The organism is Rhizobium sp. AAP43 (genome assembly GCF_001296045.1).
GTDB lineage: Bacteria > Pseudomonadota > Alphaproteobacteria > Rhizobiales > Rhizobiaceae > Allorhizobium.
Map to the genome: position 1 here is coordinate 1 of NZ_LJHS01000060.1, position 18,723 is coordinate 18,723.

16 protein-coding genes are annotated in these 18,723 nt (G+C 61.0%); 6 read left to right on the forward strand and 10 right to left on the reverse strand.

All coding sequences use genetic code 11. The annotated features are described in order from the left end of the window. Positions 1-749 precede the first annotated feature (749 nt). Positions 750-908 (forward strand): YqaE/Pmp3 family membrane protein, encoded by a 159-nt coding sequence (locus tag IP76_RS22985; RefSeq protein ID WP_082352663.1) that lies wholly within the window; start codon positions 750-752, stop codon positions 906-908. A 5-nt stretch (positions 909-913) separates the two neighbouring features. Here IP76_RS22985 and IP76_RS21350 read toward each other — a convergent pair whose 3' ends face one another. After that, entirely contained in the window at positions 914-1,798 is an 885-nt protein-coding gene (locus IP76_RS21350; RefSeq protein ID WP_054160261.1) for an AraC family transcriptional regulator, read from the reverse strand. Positions 1,799-1,899: 101 nt separating this feature from the next. Between IP76_RS21350 and IP76_RS21355 the strand changes: the two genes are divergently transcribed. Genes IP76_RS21355 through fhuB form a run of 3 tightly spaced genes read left to right on the forward strand, consistent with a single transcriptional unit; the run spans position 1,900 to position 5,577 of the window. After that, positions 1,900-2,706, forward strand: a complete 807-nt coding sequence (locus tag IP76_RS21355; protein WP_054160262.1) for an ABC transporter ATP-binding protein — start codon at positions 1,900-1,902, stop codon at positions 2,704-2,706. Between the two features lie 19 nt (positions 2,707-2,725). Continuing rightward, entirely contained in the window at positions 2,726-3,616 is an 891-nt protein-coding gene (locus IP76_RS21360; protein WP_245281538.1) for an iron-siderophore ABC transporter substrate-binding protein, read from the forward strand. After that, entirely contained in the window at positions 3,613-5,577 is a 1,965-nt protein-coding gene (gene fhuB / locus IP76_RS21365) for a Fe(3+)-hydroxamate ABC transporter permease FhuB (protein WP_054160263.1), read from the forward strand. Before IP76_RS21360 ends, fhuB begins: the two co-directional genes overlap by 4 nt. Before the next feature lie 15 nt (positions 5,578-5,592). On the opposite strand, the gene IP76_RS21370 is transcribed toward fhuB, so the two are convergent. From IP76_RS21370 to IP76_RS21395, 6 genes are all read right to left on the reverse strand, one after another. Beyond that, complete coding sequence (locus IP76_RS21370; RefSeq protein WP_054160264.1) at positions 5,593-6,684, reverse strand: ABC transporter ATP-binding protein; 1,092 nt, start codon at positions 6,682-6,684, stop codon at positions 5,593-5,595. A gap of 11 nt (positions 6,685-6,695) precedes the next feature. Beyond that, positions 6,696-8,939, reverse strand: coding sequence for a glycoside hydrolase family 2 protein (locus IP76_RS21375; RefSeq protein WP_054160265.1), 2,244 nt, complete (start codon positions 8,937-8,939; stop codon positions 6,696-6,698). Between the two features lie 9 nt (positions 8,940-8,948). Continuing rightward, positions 8,949-9,770: a carbohydrate ABC transporter permease gene (locus tag IP76_RS21380; protein WP_082352665.1), complete on the reverse strand. Its 822-nt coding sequence runs from the start codon at positions 9,768-9,770 to the stop codon at positions 8,949-8,951. Next, complete coding sequence (locus IP76_RS21385) at positions 9,767-10,669, reverse strand: carbohydrate ABC transporter permease (RefSeq protein WP_054160266.1); 903 nt, start codon at positions 10,667-10,669, stop codon at positions 9,767-9,769. The genes IP76_RS21380 and IP76_RS21385 overlap by 4 nt, the downstream gene beginning before the upstream one ends. A 129-nt stretch (positions 10,670-10,798) precedes the next feature. After that, positions 10,799-12,067: an ABC transporter substrate-binding protein gene (locus IP76_RS21390; protein WP_054160267.1), complete on the reverse strand. Its 1,269-nt coding sequence runs from the start codon at positions 12,065-12,067 to the stop codon at positions 10,799-10,801. Between the two features lie 165 nt (positions 12,068-12,232). Then, entirely contained in the window at positions 12,233-13,297 is a 1,065-nt protein-coding gene (locus IP76_RS21395) for a LacI family DNA-binding transcriptional regulator (protein ID WP_054160313.1), read from the reverse strand. Positions 13,298-13,572: 275 nt separating this feature from the next. Here IP76_RS21395 and IP76_RS21400 point away from each other — a divergent pair, with 275 nt between their 5' ends. Both IP76_RS21400 and IP76_RS21405 read left to right on the forward strand, forming a co-directional pair. After that, the gene (locus IP76_RS21400; protein ID WP_054160268.1) at positions 13,573-14,604 is read left to right on the forward strand and encodes a four-carbon acid sugar kinase family protein; all 1,032 of its coding nucleotides are present in this window, start codon (positions 13,573-13,575) and stop codon (positions 14,602-14,604) included. A 2-nt stretch (positions 14,605-14,606) separates the two neighbouring features. After that, the gene (locus IP76_RS21405) at positions 14,607-15,332 is read left to right on the forward strand and encodes a FadR/GntR family transcriptional regulator (protein ID WP_054160269.1); all 726 of its coding nucleotides are present in this window, start codon (positions 14,607-14,609) and stop codon (positions 15,330-15,332) included. Positions 15,333-15,411: 79 nt separating this feature from the next. Here IP76_RS21405 and IP76_RS21410 read toward each other — a convergent pair whose 3' ends face one another. The 3 genes from IP76_RS21410 to IP76_RS21420 are packed head-to-tail and all read right to left on the reverse strand — an operon-like array spanning position 15,412 to position 18,681. Then, positions 15,412-16,527, reverse strand: a complete 1,116-nt coding sequence (locus IP76_RS21410) for an iron-containing alcohol dehydrogenase (RefSeq protein WP_054160270.1) — start codon at positions 16,525-16,527, stop codon at positions 15,412-15,414. A gap of 5 nt (positions 16,528-16,532) precedes the next feature. After that, a complete protein-coding gene (pdxA, locus tag IP76_RS21415; RefSeq protein WP_054160271.1) occupies positions 16,533-17,489 on the reverse strand; it encodes a 4-hydroxythreonine-4-phosphate dehydrogenase PdxA in 957 nt (318 codons plus the stop codon). Position 17,490: 1 nt separating this feature from the next. Next, entirely contained in the window at positions 17,491-18,681 is a 1,191-nt protein-coding gene (locus IP76_RS21420) for an exo-alpha-sialidase (RefSeq protein WP_054160272.1), read from the reverse strand. Positions 18,682-18,723: the final 42 nt, after the last annotated feature.

An 18,723-nucleotide genomic window follows, 5' to 3' on the forward strand; every position in this document is an offset into this window, starting at 1 on the left:
AACGGGGCGCCGGAAGGAGCCACATAAAACTACTTAGACAGGCTGCTTCTGGCGCCTCGTCCGATCCTCGGGTTTCACCCGAGACAAGCACAGCCATCCCCGGAGGGAGCGATCCCGACCGGCGGCGAAGCTTGGTTTTTTTTACAGATTGAACACCACCGCCTCCCCCTCATCCTGAGGTGGGAGCGAATGCGACCCTCGAAGGACGAGGCCACCCCGCCACCCCTCAGCTGAGGTAAGAGCGAATGCGACATCAGAAGCACGAGGCCACCAGAGCGGGATGCTTCGAGGCCCGCGCTCTGCGCGTACGCCTCAGCATGAGGGCGTTGCGACAAGTGGCTTCCCTTGCACCACTTCACCCGGAAATCCCTGCCAACGCGTGCACCACCGCTTCCCCCTCAGCCTGAGGTGCCGGGCTTGCACGGCCTCGAAGGGCGAGGCCACAAGGCCACCCATGCGACAAGCTACGGGGCGATGCCTCAAGGCCAGCGCCATACCCGTGCACCCCGGCATAAGGGCGTTGCGCCAGCGGCAATCTCGGCATTAGCGCGCCTGCCACCGGGCCCTCCCCACGCCCTGGCAGCCTGCCTCAAACCTCATACAGCCTTGGCAGCCGCACCAGGAGGATCAGATCGGCCTTCAGCAGCGCGTGTCCCGGCCCGGCAACTTTCGAATTATCGATCTAATCGAATGAACGAATGCCACAGTTCTGCGTTTAAACGGCGAAGTACCACCGAACCGGAGTTTCCATGGACGTCCTTCGTATTCTTCTTGCCATCCTTCTGCCGCCCGTCGGCGTCTTCCTGCAGGTCGGCATTGGCCTGCATTTCTGGCTGAATATCCTGCTGACGCTGTTCGGCTATCTGCCCGGCATCATCCATGCCATCTGGGTCATCCTGCGCAAGTAAACCCCTTATCGCAGCCTCTCCCGCCGCCAGGCGGATGGGGAGAGGCCGGTGACTTTGCGAAACGATCGGGAGAAGTGGGCGGGATCGGCAAAACCGGTTTCGGCTGCAACGGCTGTCAGCGACAGGTCTTTGCGTGCGAGAAGCACCTTCACCCGCTCGATCCGGGCGCGAAGCTGGAACTGGTGCGGCGCGGTGCCGGTGCTCGCCTTGAAGGCATGACTGAAATGCGATTGTGACAGGCCGGTCATATCGGACAATTCATCCAGCCGGATTGCCCGGTGGCAATTATCTGCAATGAAGTCGGTCACCTTGCGCAGCTGCCAGGAGGCAAGTCGCGACCTTTCCCGCGCATGGGTGGGGGCGATCTTCAGCATGTCGGTCAGAAGCGCCAGCGTCAGACCCTCGCCATACAGTTGGTGTAGCGGATCGGGTGAGGCGCATTCGCGTGCAATCAGATCCGCAAGCAGAAGCAGCCTCTCCTCCTTTAGGGTAAATCGCGGTGCATCGAGCCGGCCTTGAGGCAGGGCATCTCCGAAGCGACGCGTCAGGCTGTCTATGTCGAAATGCAGGTCGAGATGGCGCAGAAAGCTGACGCCCGAAAGCTCGGTGCGCAGTTCGAGCCCGGCCGGGATGAAACTGACTGCGCGCTCTTCACAGGCGTTGATCGGCCGCCGTCCTTGTTCCATCATGGAAAAACGTGCCGCTGTTGCGTGACGCGTTTCCAGAACGGCAAACAGTCGCGGATGATTGCTGGCATAGGTGCCGCCGGCCTCGGAGGCGCAATCGACATCCCACAGGTCGACGACCATGCCGTCCCAATAGTGCCGGTGGAAGTTGCGTTGGATCGAAAAGCCATCGATCCGGCTGGACATCTGCGGAAGGAAATTCATGGGCTTGGGGGAGGATGGACCGGTTCAAGCGGAATATTGTTGAATGGTTCTATCATATTTAGTAGGCGAAGCTCAACGGGTGTCTCGGAGATGGGTGCGCAATGAGTGTTGGTGGTGCTTCGGTCGGGGCAGAGGCTCCAGTTCTGAAGGCGGAGCACATAGACTTTATCGTCGATGGGCGTCGCATTCTTGACGATGTCTCGCTCGATTTTGGCGCTGGTGCCATCACCAGCCTGATCGGTCACAACGGGTCCGGCAAGTCGACGCTTCTCAAGATCCTCGCCCGCCAGATCGAGAAGAGCCGCGGTGAGGTCAGACTTCGCGGCGAGCCGATCGGTGCCATTGCGGCGCGGGATTTTTCCCGCAAGGTTGGGTATCTGCCGCAGGATTTTGGCGCGGGTGCGGGCATGCTTGTGCGCGAACTCGTCGCCTGCGGGCGTTATCCCTGGCACGGCGCCCTTGGCCGCTTTTCCGATCTCGATCGGCGTAAGGTCGATGAGGCAATCGCCATGACCCACATCGAGGCCCTGGCCGATCGGACGGTCGATACGCTGTCCGGTGGCGAGCGCCAGCGTGCCTGGATTGCCATGCTGATGGCCCAGGACACAGATTGCCTGCTGCTGGATGAGCCGACTTCAGCACTCGACATTGCCCACCAGATGGAACTCCTGTCGTTGATCCGAAGGTTGTCTCGCGAACGGGGCTTGAGTGTCGTGATCGTCCTGCACGACATCAACATGGCGGCCCGCTTTTCGGACCACATCCACGCGCTGAGCCAGGGTCGGGTCGTCGCCAGTGGCGTGCCGGCCGAGATCCTCGATCCGGAGCGCTTGCGGATGATCTATGGCATCGACATGGATGTGACGCCGAATCCGCATGGTAACGTGCCGATTGCCTATGTCCGCTGACATGCCAAACGTGTCGCGTGTGATCCCGAATCTCAATCGCCGGCAGGCCCTTCTGGGCCTTGCTGCCTGCCTTGCGGCGCCCGGTTTCTCGTGGGCGGGCACGTCTTCACCACGGATTGTCTGCCTCGACTATGGACTTGCCTCCACAGCAATCGGTCTTGGCGTCACCCCGGTCGGGATCGCCTCCATGGCCGACTGGGACAAATGGGTGGTCGAGCCGGCCCTTGCGCCTGATATTGCGGATATTGGCTCGTCCTGGGAGGTCAATTTCGAGATCGTCTCGGCTCTGAAGCCAGACCTGATCCTCAATACCCCTTTTGGTGGCATGCTCACGGCGAGGCTGGAGCAGATTGCACCCGTCCTGACGCTTGGTGCCTACACGGCGGATGGGGGAGACGTCTTGCCCAAGGCCGTCGTTGTGACAAGACAGCTCGGCAAGGCTCTGGGCAGGACCCAGGAAGCGGAAGCCTTGATCGATCGTGCCGAGGCCCTGTTTGCCGGTTGCCGTGCGCGGCTTGCTGCGCTCGATGTCCCGCCGCTGGTTCTTGCGACCTTCATGGATCAGCGCCATGTGCAGGTGTATTCGGCCCCAGGCCTGTTCACCAATGTGCTTGATCGCATCGGGATCAAAAACGCCTGGCCCCGGACCAGCAGCTTCTGGGGTTTCGAAACCGTGCCGCTCGAGCGATTGGCCCGCGTAACAGACCCGCGCGCAAAGCTGATTGCACTCGAACCCTTCGCTACAGATATCGGGCAAAGCCTCGATCGCAGCGGCTTGTGGCACGCCCTGCCTTTCGCTCGACCCGGGCAGTTTGCGGTGCTCCCCGGTTCACTGATGTTCGGCATGCTGAATGACGCCATGCGCTTCGCGCGCATTCTCACGGCCCACCTGGAGGAGACACTGTCGTGACCCGTGTCGACCCTGGCCCGCTTCTGGTGACCCTTGCCCTCTTCGGTCTCGGTCTGCTCCTTGCCTGGATGCAGATCGCCCCGGTCCTCAACCTCCCCGCCGATGCACCGGATCGGGTGATTGCCTTCGTCGTGCTCGAACAGTCGACGCTTGCCCGTATGGCAACGGCGCTTCTTTGCGGCGCGGCCCTGGCGCTCGCCGGCAGTCTGTTCCAGCAGGTCCTGCGCAATCCGCTGGCCTCGCCAACCACACTTGGCATTTCCGCCGGTGCCAATCTGGCGCTGGTTGTGGCGACACTCTGGTTTCCGGCGCTGATCGGTTTCGGTCGCGATCTGGTCGCGCTCTCCGGCTCGGCGCTCGCCGCAATCCTCGTTTTCCTCCTTGGTGCCCGCCGCGGTTTTTCACCCTTGACGCTGGTGATCTCCGGTCTGGTCATCAGCCTGTGGTGCGGCGGTCTCTCCGCCGTGCTGATGCTTCTGAATGAGCGCTATCTGACGAGCCTCTCGATCTGGGGCGCGGGGTCCCTTTCGCAGCAGAGCTGGGATACCCCCATCGCACTTGGCTGGAAGCTCGCCGCAATCGGCGGTTTGAGCGCGCTTCTCGTGCGACCGCTGACGCTGCTGGATCTTGGAGAGGAAGGCGCGCGCGCCGTTGGTCTGAAGCCTGAGCGCTTGCGCCTGGTCGCAATTGCGCTGGCCGTTCTGCTCGCAGCGCTCGTCACAAGTGCCGTCGGCGTCATCGGCTTTATCGGTCTCGTTGCACCCGTCATCGCCCGGCTGTCCGGCGCGAGACGACCGGGCGCACTCCTCCTGTGGTCGACGCTGATCGGGGCGGCGCTGCTGTTCTTTGCCGACAATTTGCTGATGCAGCTGACAGGATTATGGCCGCAAATGCTGCCGACCGGCGCTTTTACCGCGATCTTCGGGTCGCCGCTGCTTCTGTTGCTTCTGCCCAGGTTGAAGACACGGCACAGGATTGCCGAGCAAAAAGCGGCGCCGCTGGCGCCGTTATTGTTGGCGCGGTATGGCCTGCTGCTTGCCATGGCTTTGGGCGTGACAATCCTGTTTTTCGCCGTGCTGGTCGGACGCAATCCGCTCGGCGGCTGGTCGCTGCTGCAAACCGATCTGTGGTCTGAGATCCTTCCGCTGCGCTTCCCCCGTATCCTTGCCGCCTGCATTGCAGGTGCCTTGCTGGCAACTGCGGGCATCATTTTGCAGCGTTTGACCGGAAACGAGATGGCAAGCCCGGAAGTGCTCGGCGTCAGCGCAGGCGCGACGCTCGGCGTTACGCTTGCCATCTTCTTCACCACGGAACCGGGCATCGGCTTCCAGCTCGTCTACTCGACCCTGGGGGCTGCTGCCGTACTGGCCGTCGTTTTCCTCTTTGCGCTGAAATCGGGGCTGGCACCCGAACGTGTCCTGCTTGCCGGCATTGCCCTTTCGGCCATGGCCGATGCGATTGGCGGGGCAATCGGTGCGACCGGCGATCCGCGGACGATTTTCCTGCTGCGCTGGATGAGCGGCTCGACCTATGCCGTTGGCATGGAGACTGCCAGTGCCGTCACCGTTATCGGGATTGTCCTGGTGAGCGTCGCACTCCTCGTCCATCGATGGCTCGACCTTCTGCCGCTTGGTCCCAGTGCAGCAAAGGCACTCGGTATCGACATCAAGGCTGCGCGCCTGACGCTGCTCCTGCTGTCCGGCTGCCTCACGGCGGCTGCGACACTCTGCGTTGGCCCGCTGACCTTCATCGGTCTGATGGCCCCGCATCTGGCCCGTGAGCTTGGATTGCGGCAGGCGCGGACCCAGCTTCTCGGTGGCCTCGTCATCGGCGGCGGACTGATGATGCTGGCCGACTGGATCGGCCGCGTATCGGTCTTCCCTTACGAAATCCCCGCAGGTCTCGTTTCTGCTCTGATCGGTGCACCGTTCTTGATCCTGATGATGCGCCGCCGGGCCTGACAACGCCAGCCCGGTTTATCGGATACGCCGTCCCTCGTGATCGAAGAGGAAGCTCGAGGCGCCGGAAATGCCGACAGCGATTTTTCCACCCAACCTTTCGCCATGCCGGCGCTCTTCCTGCTCGATGATGATCTGCTCGCCGGGCACGGTGTGGCTATAGACATAACTGGTATTGCCGAGGTGTTCGACCACGTCGACATGTGCGATCAGCTGCGCATCTCCATGGCCCTCCGGCAGGAAATGCTCCGGGCGTATACCGAGCGTGACGGCCTCGCCGACCTTCGGCACAGCCTGAGAGGATAGGGTGAGCTCTGTATCCGGCCGCGCTGTCAAGGCTACTGTCAATTGGCCGGGTCCTGGGTGCGCGATCACTTTTGCCGGCAGGAAATTCATTCTCGGAGAACCGATGAAACCAGCGACGAACATGTTGTCCGGGTCGTCATAGAGGTCGAGCGGTGCGCCGATCTGTTCTACGCGACCGCCTCGCAGCACGACGATCTTGTCGGCCAGCGTCATCGCCTCCACCTGGTCATGCGTGACGTAGACGATGGTGGCGTTGAGCTCCTTATGCAGCCGGGCGATCTCGACGCGCATATGCACGCGCAGCTCCGCATCGAGGTTCGACAGCGGCTCGTCGAACAGGAAGACATCCGGCTGGCGAACGATGGCCCGGCCGATCGCCACGCGCTGCCGCTGACCGCCGGAAAGCGCCTTGGGCTTTCGATCCATCAACGCGTCGAGTTCGAGGATTTCCGCCGCCGCATTGACGCGGGTCTCGATCTCATCCTTCGCCATGCCGGCAAAGCGCAGGGCAAAGCCCATGTTCTCGCGTACGGTCATATGCGGATAAAGCGCATAGGTCTGGAAGACCATGGCGATCCCGCGTTTGGACGGATCGACATCGTTCATCACATTGCCGCCGATATCGAGCGTGCCTGACGAAATGTCCTCAAGCCCCGCAATCATGCGCAGCAACGTCGACTTGCCGCAGCCGGATGGACCGACGAAGACGACGAATTCGCCGGAGCGCACCTCAAGGTTCACCCCCTTGATGACCTCAAGCGAGCCGTAGGACTTGCGGATATCGGTAAGCCGAACCTCTGCCATCTTGTCCTCGCTCAGGTGACGTTGAAGGTGAGGCGCTGCGTCCCGAAAGGACGGCAGGTCGCAGATAGCGTCAAGCTGCCCGCATCATTGCCTGCCTCGATGTAAAGGCCAACGGCCCCGCCCTTGAAGGAGAGAAGCGAAGGACCGACGATACGGCCAGGGCCTTCGAGCGTAACCTCGACCGGATCATCGAAGAAGCCCAGGACATTGCCGCCCTGATCGAGTGCTCGCAGGATGACGCGAACCGTGTCCTTTTCGCCCGCCCTGAGTTCTGTGTCGTCAGCCGCGATTTCGAGTGTCGTCGGCAGTGGATCGGCCGGCAGATGGCGGCGGACCACTTCCTCGCCATTGATAAAGCCGACGAGTTCACCGTCCCGCCAGGTCATCCCCCATTCGCCGAATTCCTCCGGCGTCACCATGCTGTGATCGAGAATGCAGGGCGGATGCGGCAGATGGGGATAGGTGTTGGTATCGGGCTCGATCCGCTTGACGATATGGCCCATGCGGATTTCGACATAATCGCAATTGGTGAGCACGATCAGCGGCAGCACGCCACCGATATTGCGCTCGCCACGCGCCCAGAAACTGACCGGCTGCAAAACGATGCCATCCTTCGGATCGCCCTGCGAGGCATAGACATAACCGGCGAATTTCGGCTCGCGATACATGTCGGTCACGCCGTGATAGCAGATGCGGTCGCCGGAGCCGAAATCCTTGTGCGTGTTGTAGTCGAACATGCACCAGCCGGTGGAGCCTGAGATCGAAGGATCGCCAGCGGCCGCATTCAGGATCGCCAGATGCCGACTGACATGCTCCGCCTGCCGCTGCTCCTGATCGAAGCGCTTGGTCGGATACATGTGACCACCATATTCGGTGATCATGTAGGGCACCTTGCGGTCGAGCCCGGTCACCTCGCGCTGGTCGCGCAGCACCAGCCGCTCGCGATTATGGCCCGGCAGTTCCTCCATGCCGAGAATGAAGTCATTCATCGTGTAAACGTCTTCGAGCAGCTCGCTGTCGGTGATGTAGCGCACGCCGCCAGTCTGGCGGGTCGTATCGAGCGAACGCGCCATGGCATTCGTCTCGACATAGAAGTCATGGGCGTCCTGGCTCTCATTGATGCGCACGCCCCAGATGATAACAGAGGGGTGGTTCCAGTCGCGCTCGATCATGCGGCGGACGTTCTGAACGCTCTCCGCCTTCCAGGCCTCGCCGCCAATATGCTGCCAGCCGGGGATCTCTTCGAAGACCAGCAGACCGATCTCGTCGCAGCGATCGAGGAAGTATTTCGACTGCGGATAATGCGAGGTGCGGGCGATGTTGCAGGCGAGGTCGTATTTCAGGATGTCGGCATCCTTCTCCTGACCGCGCCGGCCCATGGCATAACCCAGATGCGGCCAGGCCTGGTGGCGGTTGAGGCCGCGCAGCTTGACGGCTTTGCCATTCAATTTGAAACCATCGATGGTGTATTCGGCCGAGCGGAAGCCGAAACGGCTGGTGACGGCGTCGGTGCCTGCAGCTGTCTCGAGGGCGACGGTGAGGTGGTAGAGCGTCGGATTGTCGATATCCCAGAGCGTGATGCCCTGAAGGCCGGAAAAGCCGAGCGAGACCTCGCCGCCGGAAACACTCGCCTCGGTCCGAGCGATCTCCTGACCCGCACCATCTTTCAGAACAGCCGTCACTTTGCCGGACGGTGCCTGGTCGGTCGGATTGGAAATCCAGAGCTTTGCCGTGACCTGCTTGGTTTCAGCCAGCACATCCGGCGTCTCGATCTTGACGTTCTTGATCGAAACCGGCGCCGTCACCTTGAGCCAGACGTCACGATAGATGCCGGCATAGGTGAGATAGTCGATGACGCCGCCGAAGGGCGGGATTTCGGGGTTTTCCGAACCGTCGATCTTGACCGTCAGCAGGTTATCGCCAGCCTTCAGATGCGGGGTCAGCCGTGCCTCGAAGGGCGTGTAGCCATCCTTGTGCGCGGTGATCTCGATGCCGTTAAGATAGACCACGCTGTCCGCCATGGCGGCATCGAATACCAGCGACACCTCTTTGCCCTCGAAGCGCGGCTCCCAGGCGATCACCTTCTGATAGGTAAAGGCCTTCTGATAGCTCTTCTCGTCGAAATAATTATAGGGCAGCTCGACCGCCGTATGGGGAAGCTGGACCGTCTCACCCGGCTGGGACGCCGACGTGAAAGCCGGCTCAAAACCGGCGCGAAAAGTCCAGTTGCGGTTGAAAGTCTCGATAATGCGCATTTCAAAGTCCTATTTCACGGAGCCGAGCATGCCCTGCACGAACTGGCGTTGCATGGCGAAGAAGACGAGAAGTGTGGGAAGGGTGGCGAGGATGGTGCCGATCATCACGGTGCCGTATTCAGGCGCGTAGGCAGAGGCGAGCGAGGAGACGACGAGCGTGATCGTCTTCATGTCGTTCGACTGCAGCACGATCAGCGGCCAGAGGTAGTTGTTCCAATTGAGCATGAAGACGATGACGAAGGCCGCCGCATAGGTGGAGCGCATCACCGGCACATAGATAAAGAAAAAGATCTGCCACTCCTTCAGCCCGTCGACTTTGGCGGCGTCGCGAAGCTCGGTCGGAAACGCCTTAGAGGCCTGCCGGAAGTAGAAGATGATGAAGGCCGAGGCGAGCATCGGCAGCATGATCGCGACATGGGTGTTGATCAGGCCTGCCTTGCCCATCATCATGAAGAGCGGGATCATCAGGGCCGCAAAAGGCACCATCAGGGTCAGAAGGATGACGGTGTAGACGCGGTCCCGCAGTTTCGAGCGGAACATCTCGAACCCGTAGCCAGCAAGCGAGGACACAAGCAGCGTAAGCGCTGTGCCGACGAGCGCGATCTTCAGCGAATTCCAGAACACCAGCGGCACATCCACCTGCGCGAAGAAGGAGGCGACGTTGTCGAAGAGCGCGGTGCCGAAGGTGACCTTGCCGCGGACGATCTCGCTCGTGGTGTTGGTCGCCCCGATCACCATCCAGATGAAGGGGAAGACAGATAGAAATGCGGCGAGTGACAGGACGGCGTATTGCACGATGTCGGGCAGGCGGCGACGAAGCGTGGTCATCATGTCCGTTCCCTCGCGGCATAGAATTGCAGGAAGGAGAGAACCGCCACCATCAGCACAATCACATAGGAGACGGTTGCCGCATAACCAAAGCTCGGCATGTAGCGGAAGGTCAGGTTGTAGATATAAAGCGACAGCGTCAGCGTTGCGTCCGCCGGCCCGCCCTTGCCTTCGGTCAGGTTGTAGACCTCGTCGAAGAGTTGCAGGGTGCCGATCGTCGAAGTGATCGTGGTGAACAGGATCACCGGTTTCAGCATCGGAATGGTCAGGAAGGCGAAGCGCCCCCAGGACGGCACGCCGTCGATTTTCGCCGCCTCATAGATCGAGCGGTCAATATTCTGGAGTGCTGCCAGATAGAAGATCATGTTGTAGCCGGTCCAGCGCCAGGTGATGGCGATGATGATCAGGACCTTGGCCCAGAAGGGGTCTGTCAGCCAGCCGATCGGTTCCCCGATGATGCCGACCGCCAAAAGTACGTTGTTCACGACACCGTCGAGCGAAAACATGCTCTTGAACAGGATGGAATAGGCCACCAGCGAGGAAACGCAGGGCAGGAAGATCATCGTGCGGAACAGGCCGGAATAGCGCAGCTTCGGATTGTTCAGCATGGCGGCCAGGATCAGCGCCATGGTGATCATGATTGGCACCTGTACGATGAAGAAGATCACCGTATTCTGGAGCGCCGTCCAGAAAACAGGGTCGTTCCACAGGCGCGTGAGATTGCCCGAGCCGGAAAACTTGAGCATCATCCCGCGCCCGGAATAGAAGGATAAGACCAGCGAGCGGATGATCGGGTAAAGCATGAAGGTCGCGATCAAGGTGACGGCGGGCGCGACAAATAGCCAGCCGTTCACGTCGTAGTAGCGGCTCAGGCTCGATCTGGATCTGGTTGTTGTGGTCATGCGCGTCTGCAGCCCAATCCTGGTCTGGGAAATCTCTGTTCCAGCGGGAAGACGCGCGGCGGTTTCGCCGCACGCCTCCGGGAGGACAGGGGCTCTTGGGCCTTTAAGCCCTGGCCCCTGTGGATCGGGTTACTGGATCTGACCGGCGGCCTGGTCCTCGATTGCCTTCAGCACGTCGTCGATCGGGGCGCCCTTGACCAGCGCCGGGAAGTTTGCAGTGACGGCAGTGTCGAGTTCGTTGGTGAAGATGCCGTAGTTGACCGGCGGCACCTGGACGAGCCAGTCGGCGAAATTCTGCCAGACCGTCTGCCCACCGAAGAAGTCGTCGGGCTTCTTGTAGGCCTCGCCCGTGCGGGCCGCGAGCAGCGAACCGACGGCGCCGCGTTCGGTCAGGATCTTCTGGTAGAAGTCGAGATCCTTGGCGTAGATATCATTGAGGAAGTCGATGGCTTCGTCCTTTTCGGCGGAAGCCTCCAGCACATACCAGCTCGAACCGCCGAGGTTCGACGCAGCCGTCGCACCCTCGATGTTGAGCTTCGGAATGGCCGTCAGCGCCCACTTGCCGGCCTGATCGGCCTGGGATTTCACAGTGCCGGTGATCCACACCCCCATCAGGACGGAGGCAACATCGCCCGAGGTCAGTGCATTGATGCCGTCGTTCCAGCCGCTGGTCGGCTTGGCCACACCTTCGTTGACGATGCGGGCCTGGGTCTCAAGTGCTGCCTTCAATGCCGCGTTACCCGTGATATTCAGGCTGCCGTCTTCATTGAAGTACCACTGGCCACCGGACTGCATCATGATGCGGACAAGGCCGCCGTCATTGGCGTCGAGGGCCATCATTTCGTGCCCGGTCTTGGCCTTCACATCCTTGCCGATCTCGATGAAGCGATCCCAGGTCAGGTTCTCCATGTCGGAGGCCTTGTAGCCAGCCTGCTCAAGATAGTCCTTGCGATAATAGAGGCCGGTGACGCCGGAATCGAAGGGTACGCCGTAGGTCTCGCCCTCCAGCGTCATCACGTCGACCTTGTATTTGGCAAAGCCGGAATAATCGATCTTGCTAGTCAGGGCCGCAAACGAGCCCGGGAAGGACTGCAGATATTTCTGCGCGCCGTAGTCCTCGATCAGCACGATATCCGGCAGCGAATCTGTCATGCCGGACGCAAGGCCCGTCTGCAGCTTCTGCTCGACGTCGGTCTTGGCGAAGTCGACGATGTTGAAGGTGGTTTCCGGGTGTTTGGCTGTGTAGAGCGCCGCGGCATCCTTCATGATCGCGACGTTGAAATTGGGGTCCCAGCACCAGATGGTGACTTCGCCGGCGAAGGCGGCAGTGCTGGTCAAAAAGGCTGCACCGGCCAGCGCCGATGTCACCGAGCGCCTGAGCAGCTGAGTGTAATCCATAGTCTTCTCCTCCCTTGTGATGTCGTATGCGGCAGCCTCATCCCCTGCCTTGACGTCACTATTTCCGAAAACCGGGAGAGTGCCAAGAAAATTTTTACTAAATATTTTGTGCGCTGCGGTAGGTGGCGGAATTTACACGCAAACGTGGCGTCCGTGACGCAAAGGTCAGTCCGGTTTGCGGGCGCTGCCCCGCCAGATCATCTCTGTGGCAAGCGTCACATGTTTTGAATAATCGCGGCCATTGAGGCGCTCGACCATGAGGTCGACGGCGACTTCCCCGATCAGTTCGCCGGGAATGCGCATGGTCGACAGCGGCGGGGTCAGAAATTGTGCCACCGGAATGTCGTTGAAGGCGACAACCGCGATGTCTTCCGGAATGGAGAGCCCCGCCTCCCGGATCGCCCTGTAGGTGCCGATCGCCATGTTGTCGTTGGCGGCGAGGATCGCATCCGGCCGCTCCGAAAGGGCCAGCAGCGACTTGGCTTGCTGGTAGCCGGTTTCCAGGCGAAGGTTCTGCCCGAAGCGTTCGCTTTGTCCGAGCGCAAGCAGCTCGGCATTGTATCGACCACGCGCCTCGTGCCACTCGATAAAGGCCTTGCAGCGCTGTTCACCCTGCATCAGCGCGTCATTGTCCATCAGCTCGTAACCGCCGACAAAGCCAATGCGTCCATATCCGGCCTGCTCAAGCGCATCGAGAATGGTGACCGTAGCCTCGCCGAGATCAGCACGCACGCAATCGAATTGCGGCATGCGCGGATTGTAGTCAGCGATGACAAGGTGCGGGCAAACCCTCGCCATGGCATCAATCTCGGCCTTCGACCGGTGGCCAACCACGATGGCGGCCGAAACGCCAGCCAGAAGCGCAAGGTCGACCGGCACCTCGGGATTGAAAACCCGGGTGATCTCCAGCTTGTATTCGCGACAACGCGCCTCGATGCCGAGTCGTACACCGACATAATAGGGGTCGACCAGCTCCTCGCCCGGGGCGAGGAAATGAATGAGGGCGACATTCGCGACCACATCCGCGTGGCTCGGCATGGAAATCGAAAGCGGCGGCTGCACCGCATTTCGGCGAGCCCGCGGTGTCGCATAGTTCAGTGCCTCCGCCGTCTCGATAATGGCTTGACGTTTTGCCTCCGAGACGGAGAGCGTCTGGTCGTAATTCAGCACGCGCGAGACCGTGCCGGATGAGACCCCGACGGCCTTGGCTATTTCCTTGATGGTGACCATGCGGCCCATTCCCCTGTCGCGCGGTCCCGATCGAGGGATGCGCCAGTAAACCTTGGAAAATATTTACTAGATGATCCTTTGTGGCGGCACAACATGGCTGGTGCTGCTGAATTAGTAATTCCTGTGCCAGCGTCTGCGCCGCATCAAGAGAAGGTCAACTTCCAAATGAGAGGCTTGTCTGGTTGACTGGATATTTGTCATGCAGACGTGAGAGAGCGCTGGAAAAGAACGGGAAAATCCTTCATAAAGATAACAACATCGGGAGGACTTTGAGTTTGCTGGCCATCATTGCCGACGATTTGACCGGCGCTCTGGATACGGGCGCCCCCTTTGCCGGGCGCGGATTGCGGACGGAGGTGGCTCTGAACGTGGCTGCGATTGCGGGTGCTGTTGCAGAGGAGCCTGAGGTGCTGACAATCAACCTCGGCTCGCGTGAACTCGACGCCGTCTCGGCCGGGGCGCTCGCCAGTCAAGCGATTGGCGCTTTGCCGGCGGGCACGCGCGTGTTCAAGAAGGTCGATTCCCGTCTGAAAGGACATGTTGCGGCGGAGCTGGATCCGATCCCGTACCGTGCGGCACTTGTTGCACCGGCTATTCCGGAGTTTGGTCGTGTCGTGCGCGCAGGACATGTCGCTGGTTTTGGCGTGGAGCAGCCGATCAATGTTGCCTCGAGGCTCGGTGATCATGCCGAACGATGCAGCATCCCCGATATTGCGTCAGCCGATGAGATGCGACTTGCGCTGCAAATTGCAGATTCCGAAGGGGTTGATCTGCTGGTCGGAGCGAGGGGGCTTGCAGAAGCGCTCGCCGAGCAGATGAGCGAGCGCCATGATCCTGACTTGGCCGAACTGCCGAAAGGAAGGGCCGTGTTCGTGATCGGTTCGCGCGATCCAATCACCTTAGTGCAAATTGCATCACTGCGAGACGCTGAGCCAGATATTGATCATCGTGCGGCGCCCAATGGCGTTGTTCCGGATGAGCCTGCCGGGGATCGCCCGCTGGTTCTCATCCAGGCAACTGTTGGTGCTGAGGACGTTTCCTCGCTTCAAGTGTCCACCAATCTGGCATCGGGTGTACATCCGGTTCTAACGGCGTCAGCGACAACCCTGCTTTTGTGCGGAGGAGCAACGGCGGAAGCCGTCCTGTCTGAAATGGGCATCACCCGGTTTCGTCTTCTCGGCGAATGCCTGCCGGGGCTCGGGCTGGCCTATGCCGGCGGGCAATGTATCATCGCCAAGTCTGGAGGATTCGGGACGCCGGATACGCTCGTCACGCTCGCTGCGAGACTGCAAGGGGACATGGGCTGAAGATGGGGCTGGAAAGCGGAACTGCACGAAGAAGCTTGGCTGATCTGGTGTTTGAGCGCATGCATCGGGCGATCAAGTCTGGAGCCTATCAGCCGGACGAGCGTCTGCCGACGGAACATGATCTGGCGATTGAATTCGAAGTGTCGCGCCCGATCATTCGCGAGGCGTTGAAGCGATTGCGGGACCAGGGGTTGATCTATTCCCGCCGGGGTGCCGGCAGCTTCGTGCGATCGGTCGGCATGAAGCAGCCTCTCGGCTTTGGTCAGCTCGAAAATGTGGCCGACCTTTTGAACTGCTACGAGTTTCGCCTGACCATGGAGCCTGCTGCGGCCGAGGCTGCGGCGTCGCGGCATAATCCCTCAACGATGGCGGCGATCCGCGATGCGCTGGAGCTGATGCGCGATGCCACCAATCGCCAGGCGCATCGGGAGGATGCCGACTTTCAGTTTCATTTGGCAATCGCCCGGGCAGCGCAGAACAGTTACTTTTCCACGGCGATGGAAGCCTTGAAGGACCATATTGCTGTGGGCATGCGGTTTCATGGCGTTTCGGTGAAGCGCGACAGTGCAGGCCTGTCACGTGTCTTTGCAGAACACGAGGCAATCGCTCAGGCGATTGCCGCAGGCGAGGGCGCGCGAGCGAAAGAATTGATGTTTGCCCACCTGACGGGCTCCCGAGCTCGCCTCTTCCAGGCAAGCGCATCACTGGCTGCCCTGCCAACGCAGTGATCCCCAGCAAGGCGATGTCATTGAAAAGGGGCCTTCCGGCCCCTCTGCGATGCCGTCGGATTGTTGGAGGTCGCTTTCGTCAGAAAGCTGCCTTGTAGATCGCCAGAACGTCTTCGACCGTCATGTCTGCCGGGTTGTTGTCCATCAGCCGGCGATTTGCGTGCGCCTCCGCGGCATAAGCTTCTAGATCGCCCGCGTTTGCGCCGTGGCGAGACAGGGACATTTCAATATTCAGGTCGCTGCAGAATTTGCATGCACTGTCGACAAGTGCGGCTGGCGCCGTGTTTGCAATGCCCAGGGCCTCTGCAACTTCAGCTGTCTTCTGCGGTGCCACCGGCTGGTTGAAGCCCAGTACATGCGGAAAGACAATTGCATTGGCAAGGCCATGCGGTAGGCCGAGACGCGTACCGAGCGGATAGGCGATCGCATGACCAGCAGCCGTATTGACTGGCCCGAGGCAGATGCCACCATAGTATGAGGCGAGCATCATGCCTTCACGGGCTTCGGTGTCGCTGCCATCCTTTACTGCGCGGGCGAGGTATTGTCCGACCAAGCGAAAACCCATGCGGGCGAAGCCGTCGATCATCGGATGGGCGCGCTTGTTGGTGAAGGCTTCGACGCAGTGTGCCATGGCGTCGACGCCGGTCGCAGCCGTGACGGCCGGCGGTACGGTGAAGGTGAGTTCCGGATCAAGGACCGCAATATCCGCAATCATGTGCGGACTCTCAACAGCAATCTTTGCGCCTTTGACGGGATCAGTAATCAGCGACCGGATCCCCGCCTCCGAGCCTGTGCCAGCAGTGGTTGCCACCTGAACGAGGCGGGTGTTGCGGCCGGCGACCTTGTTCGGACCGGCGACATCGGCCAGGCCCTGCTCAGAATCCCAGAGCACTGCGACCAGCTTGGCGACGTCGAGCACTGAGCCGCCGCCAAGGCCAACCACGACGTCTGGCCTCACGCGCCGTGCAACATCCAGGGCAGCCTCCAGCGTCGCGATATCCGGTTCACCGGGAATGGCGTCGAAGACCTCCACTTTGCCGGGAAGCTGCAGGCGCTCGATAAAACGGGCGGTAATCGGGGTGGCGATGACCAGAGCGGATTTGGTGGCGCCGACCAGGCCGCCGACCTGCCCGATCGTGCCGGCGCCCACAATTAAGCGGCGCGGCTGATGCAGAGTGATGGTTGCTGTCGTCATCGGGGTTATCCTTGATGTGCGCGGCCGGCCACGAGCTTGCGGGCATAGGCGATGGCGGAATTCATGTTGCCGTGATTGGCGATCCCCTTGCCGGCAATGTCGAAGGCTGTGCCGTGGTCGACCGAGGTGCGGTCAATCGGCAGTTCGACCGAGACATTGACTGCCGTGTCGAAGGCGACGAGCTTGATCGGGATATGCCCCTGATCGTGATACTGGGCGACGACGAGGTCGAAGGCGCCGGAATAGGCGCGGTGAAACACGGTGTCGGCCGAGATCGGGCCGTAGGCATCGATGCCTTCGGCCCGTGCAGCGGCCACGGCCGGCGCGATCTGGTCGTCATCCTCGGTGCCGAAAAGGCCGTTTTCACCACAATGCGGATTGATGCCGGCGATCGCAATGCGCGGCTTGTCGTAGCCGATGCGCATCAGGTGATCGTTGCCGGCTCGGATGGTTGCCAGCACGCGCTCCGTGGTTGCCCGGCGGATTGCTTCCTGCAGCGAGACATGGGTGGAGACGTGGATGACCTTCAGGCGCTCGGAGGCGAGTAGCATATAAGCTGCCTTCGATCCCGTGAGGCTGCGCAACATGCCGGTATGGCCGTCATAGTGGTGGCCGGCTGCATTCAGCGCTTCCTTGTTGATCGGTGCGGTCACGATGCAACCGATTGTACCGGCCTCGGCATCGCGCACGGCCTTTTCAATGAAGCGAAAGGCCGCATCACCGGCAACAGGGCTCAAGGTTCCCCAGGGCAGGGGTGCGCCTTCGACCGGAATGTCGACGACAAAGGGCGTCAGCTCGATGGACAGGCCGAGAGCGTCGCGCGCCGCATTCAGCGTGGCAAGATTGCCATAGATGCGGGTTGCCGCTCGGTCCGTCTCCGACATTTCGGCGAGCGCCTTGACGGAGATTTCAGGTCCGACGCCGCAGGGGTCGCCCATGGTGATTCCGATAGTGCCGCTCATGTCATTCTCCGCTTTCGAGGCGATCCCAGCCAGGAGCCAGCCGGACATATTTGATCGCGCGTCGGTGATAGGTATAGGCGAGGTGGAGGCTCCCATCGTGTCCGGCAAGGAGCCAGGGATAGGACATTTCCAAATTGCGTCCGTCGGTGGAATCATTGGACAGGCAGGTGCCTGGGCCGTCCTCAATGAGGATCCTGTGCGGGAAGGTCACGCCGCCGTCCGATGACAGGCAGACGGATACCGGCGCGCGCGGCACGCCCCAGACGGGCACGCATCCGCCCGTCGGATCGGCATCCGGCCTGTCGTCGTCTTCGCCCAGTTCGTCATAGAGCGAAGCGCGGCGATCCAGGGAGGCCTCGGCATTCACGGGATTGCAGATGACGGCGATCCGGCCGTCATTGAGGCCGATTGCCGCGATCGACGAATTGTTGTTGGGCAGATCGGTGGCGGATGGTGCGCTCCAGCTCCGGCCCTCGTCGGCACTTTCCGTCCGATAGACGAAGTCGGCCTGGCGACGGCGGAAGAATGCTGCGGATCTCCCCGATCCAAGATTGACGGGTGACATGTGTACGCAGCCCGTCGACTGGTCGATGTCCTCGAGACGCCAGCTTTTGCCGCCATCCTCGCTCACACCGACGGCTGCCGTGTCGTGGCTTCCGTTCCATTTCTGGCCAGGGCGCTGGATGCAGCGAAAAATCGGCAGCATCCATGCGCCATCAGCGCGGATGGACAGCGGCGCCCGAACGAAGCAGCCACGCGGCAGTTCGAGATAGACGCCTTCCGAGGACGAGAGCCGGGTTGCGTCTTGTGGGTCGACGGTTACCTCGGCCATGCGGATCCGGCATTCATCCTGGTTCCCGGAAGGTTGTGACGTATGAAACAGCATGAGGCGGCCATCCGGGGCCTTGAACAGTACTGGGTTCTGTTCGGAGTGGTCAGGGTCGAAGCTGAGCCGTTGTGCCGGTCCCCAGGCAGATGCACCCTCCACTAGTGTCGACGCATAGATGGAAATATCGGACTTTCCTTCGAGCGATCCGCCGAACCAAGCGCAGATCAGGCTGCCATCATCCTGCATGTGCAGGAAGGATGCATGGTTCTGGATCATCGGTGAGGGCAAGAAAGCTTCAAGCCGGTCCGCGCTGACGGCGTCCAGCGTGCCGGTCATGCGGCGTGCGATCTCATCGGGGGTCATTGGGCACTCCTCTCATCGTTGCAAAATCCGCTTTTCGGCAAA

Bases quoted from the DNA above. Each gene is read 5' to 3' on its own strand.
- IP76_RS22985 (WP_082352663.1), top strand. From the start codon at position 750: ATGGACGTCCTTCGTATTCTTCTTGCCATCCTTCTGCCGCCCGTCGGC.
- IP76_RS21350 (WP_054160261.1), bottom strand. From the start codon at position 1,798: ATGAATTTCCTTCCGCAGATGTCCAGCCGGATCGATGGCTTTTCGATC.
- IP76_RS21355 (WP_054160262.1), top strand. From the start codon at position 1,900: ATGAGTGTTGGTGGTGCTTCGGTCGGGGCAGAGGCTCCAGTTCTGAAG.
- IP76_RS21370 (WP_054160264.1), bottom strand. From the start codon at position 6,684: ATGGCAGAGGTTCGGCTTACCGATATCCGCAAGTCCTACGGCTCGCTT.
- IP76_RS21375 (WP_054160265.1), bottom strand. From the start codon at position 8,939: ATGCGCATTATCGAGACTTTCAACCGCAACTGGACTTTTCGCGCCGGT.
- IP76_RS21380 (WP_082352665.1), bottom strand. From the start codon at position 9,770: ATGATGACCACGCTTCGTCGCCGCCTGCCCGACATCGTGCAATACGCC.
- IP76_RS21385 (WP_054160266.1), bottom strand. From the start codon at position 10,669: ATGACCACAACAACCAGATCCAGATCGAGCCTGAGCCGCTACTACGAC.
- IP76_RS21390 (WP_054160267.1), bottom strand. From the start codon at position 12,067: ATGGATTACACTCAGCTGCTCAGGCGCTCGGTGACATCGGCGCTGGCC.
- IP76_RS21395 (WP_054160313.1), bottom strand. From the start codon at position 13,297: ATGGTCACCATCAAGGAAATAGCCAAGGCCGTCGGGGTCTCATCCGGC.
- IP76_RS21405 (WP_054160269.1), top strand. From the start codon at position 14,607: ATGGGGCTGGAAAGCGGAACTGCACGAAGAAGCTTGGCTGATCTGGTG.
- IP76_RS21410 (WP_054160270.1), bottom strand. From the start codon at position 16,527: ATGACGACAGCAACCATCACTCTGCATCAGCCGCGCCGCTTAATTGTG.
- pdxA (WP_054160271.1), bottom strand. From the start codon at position 17,489: ATGAGCGGCACTATCGGAATCACCATGGGCGACCCCTGCGGCGTCGGA.
- IP76_RS21420 (WP_054160272.1), bottom strand. From the start codon at position 18,681: ATGACCCCCGATGAGATCGCACGCCGCATGACCGGCACGCTGGACGCC.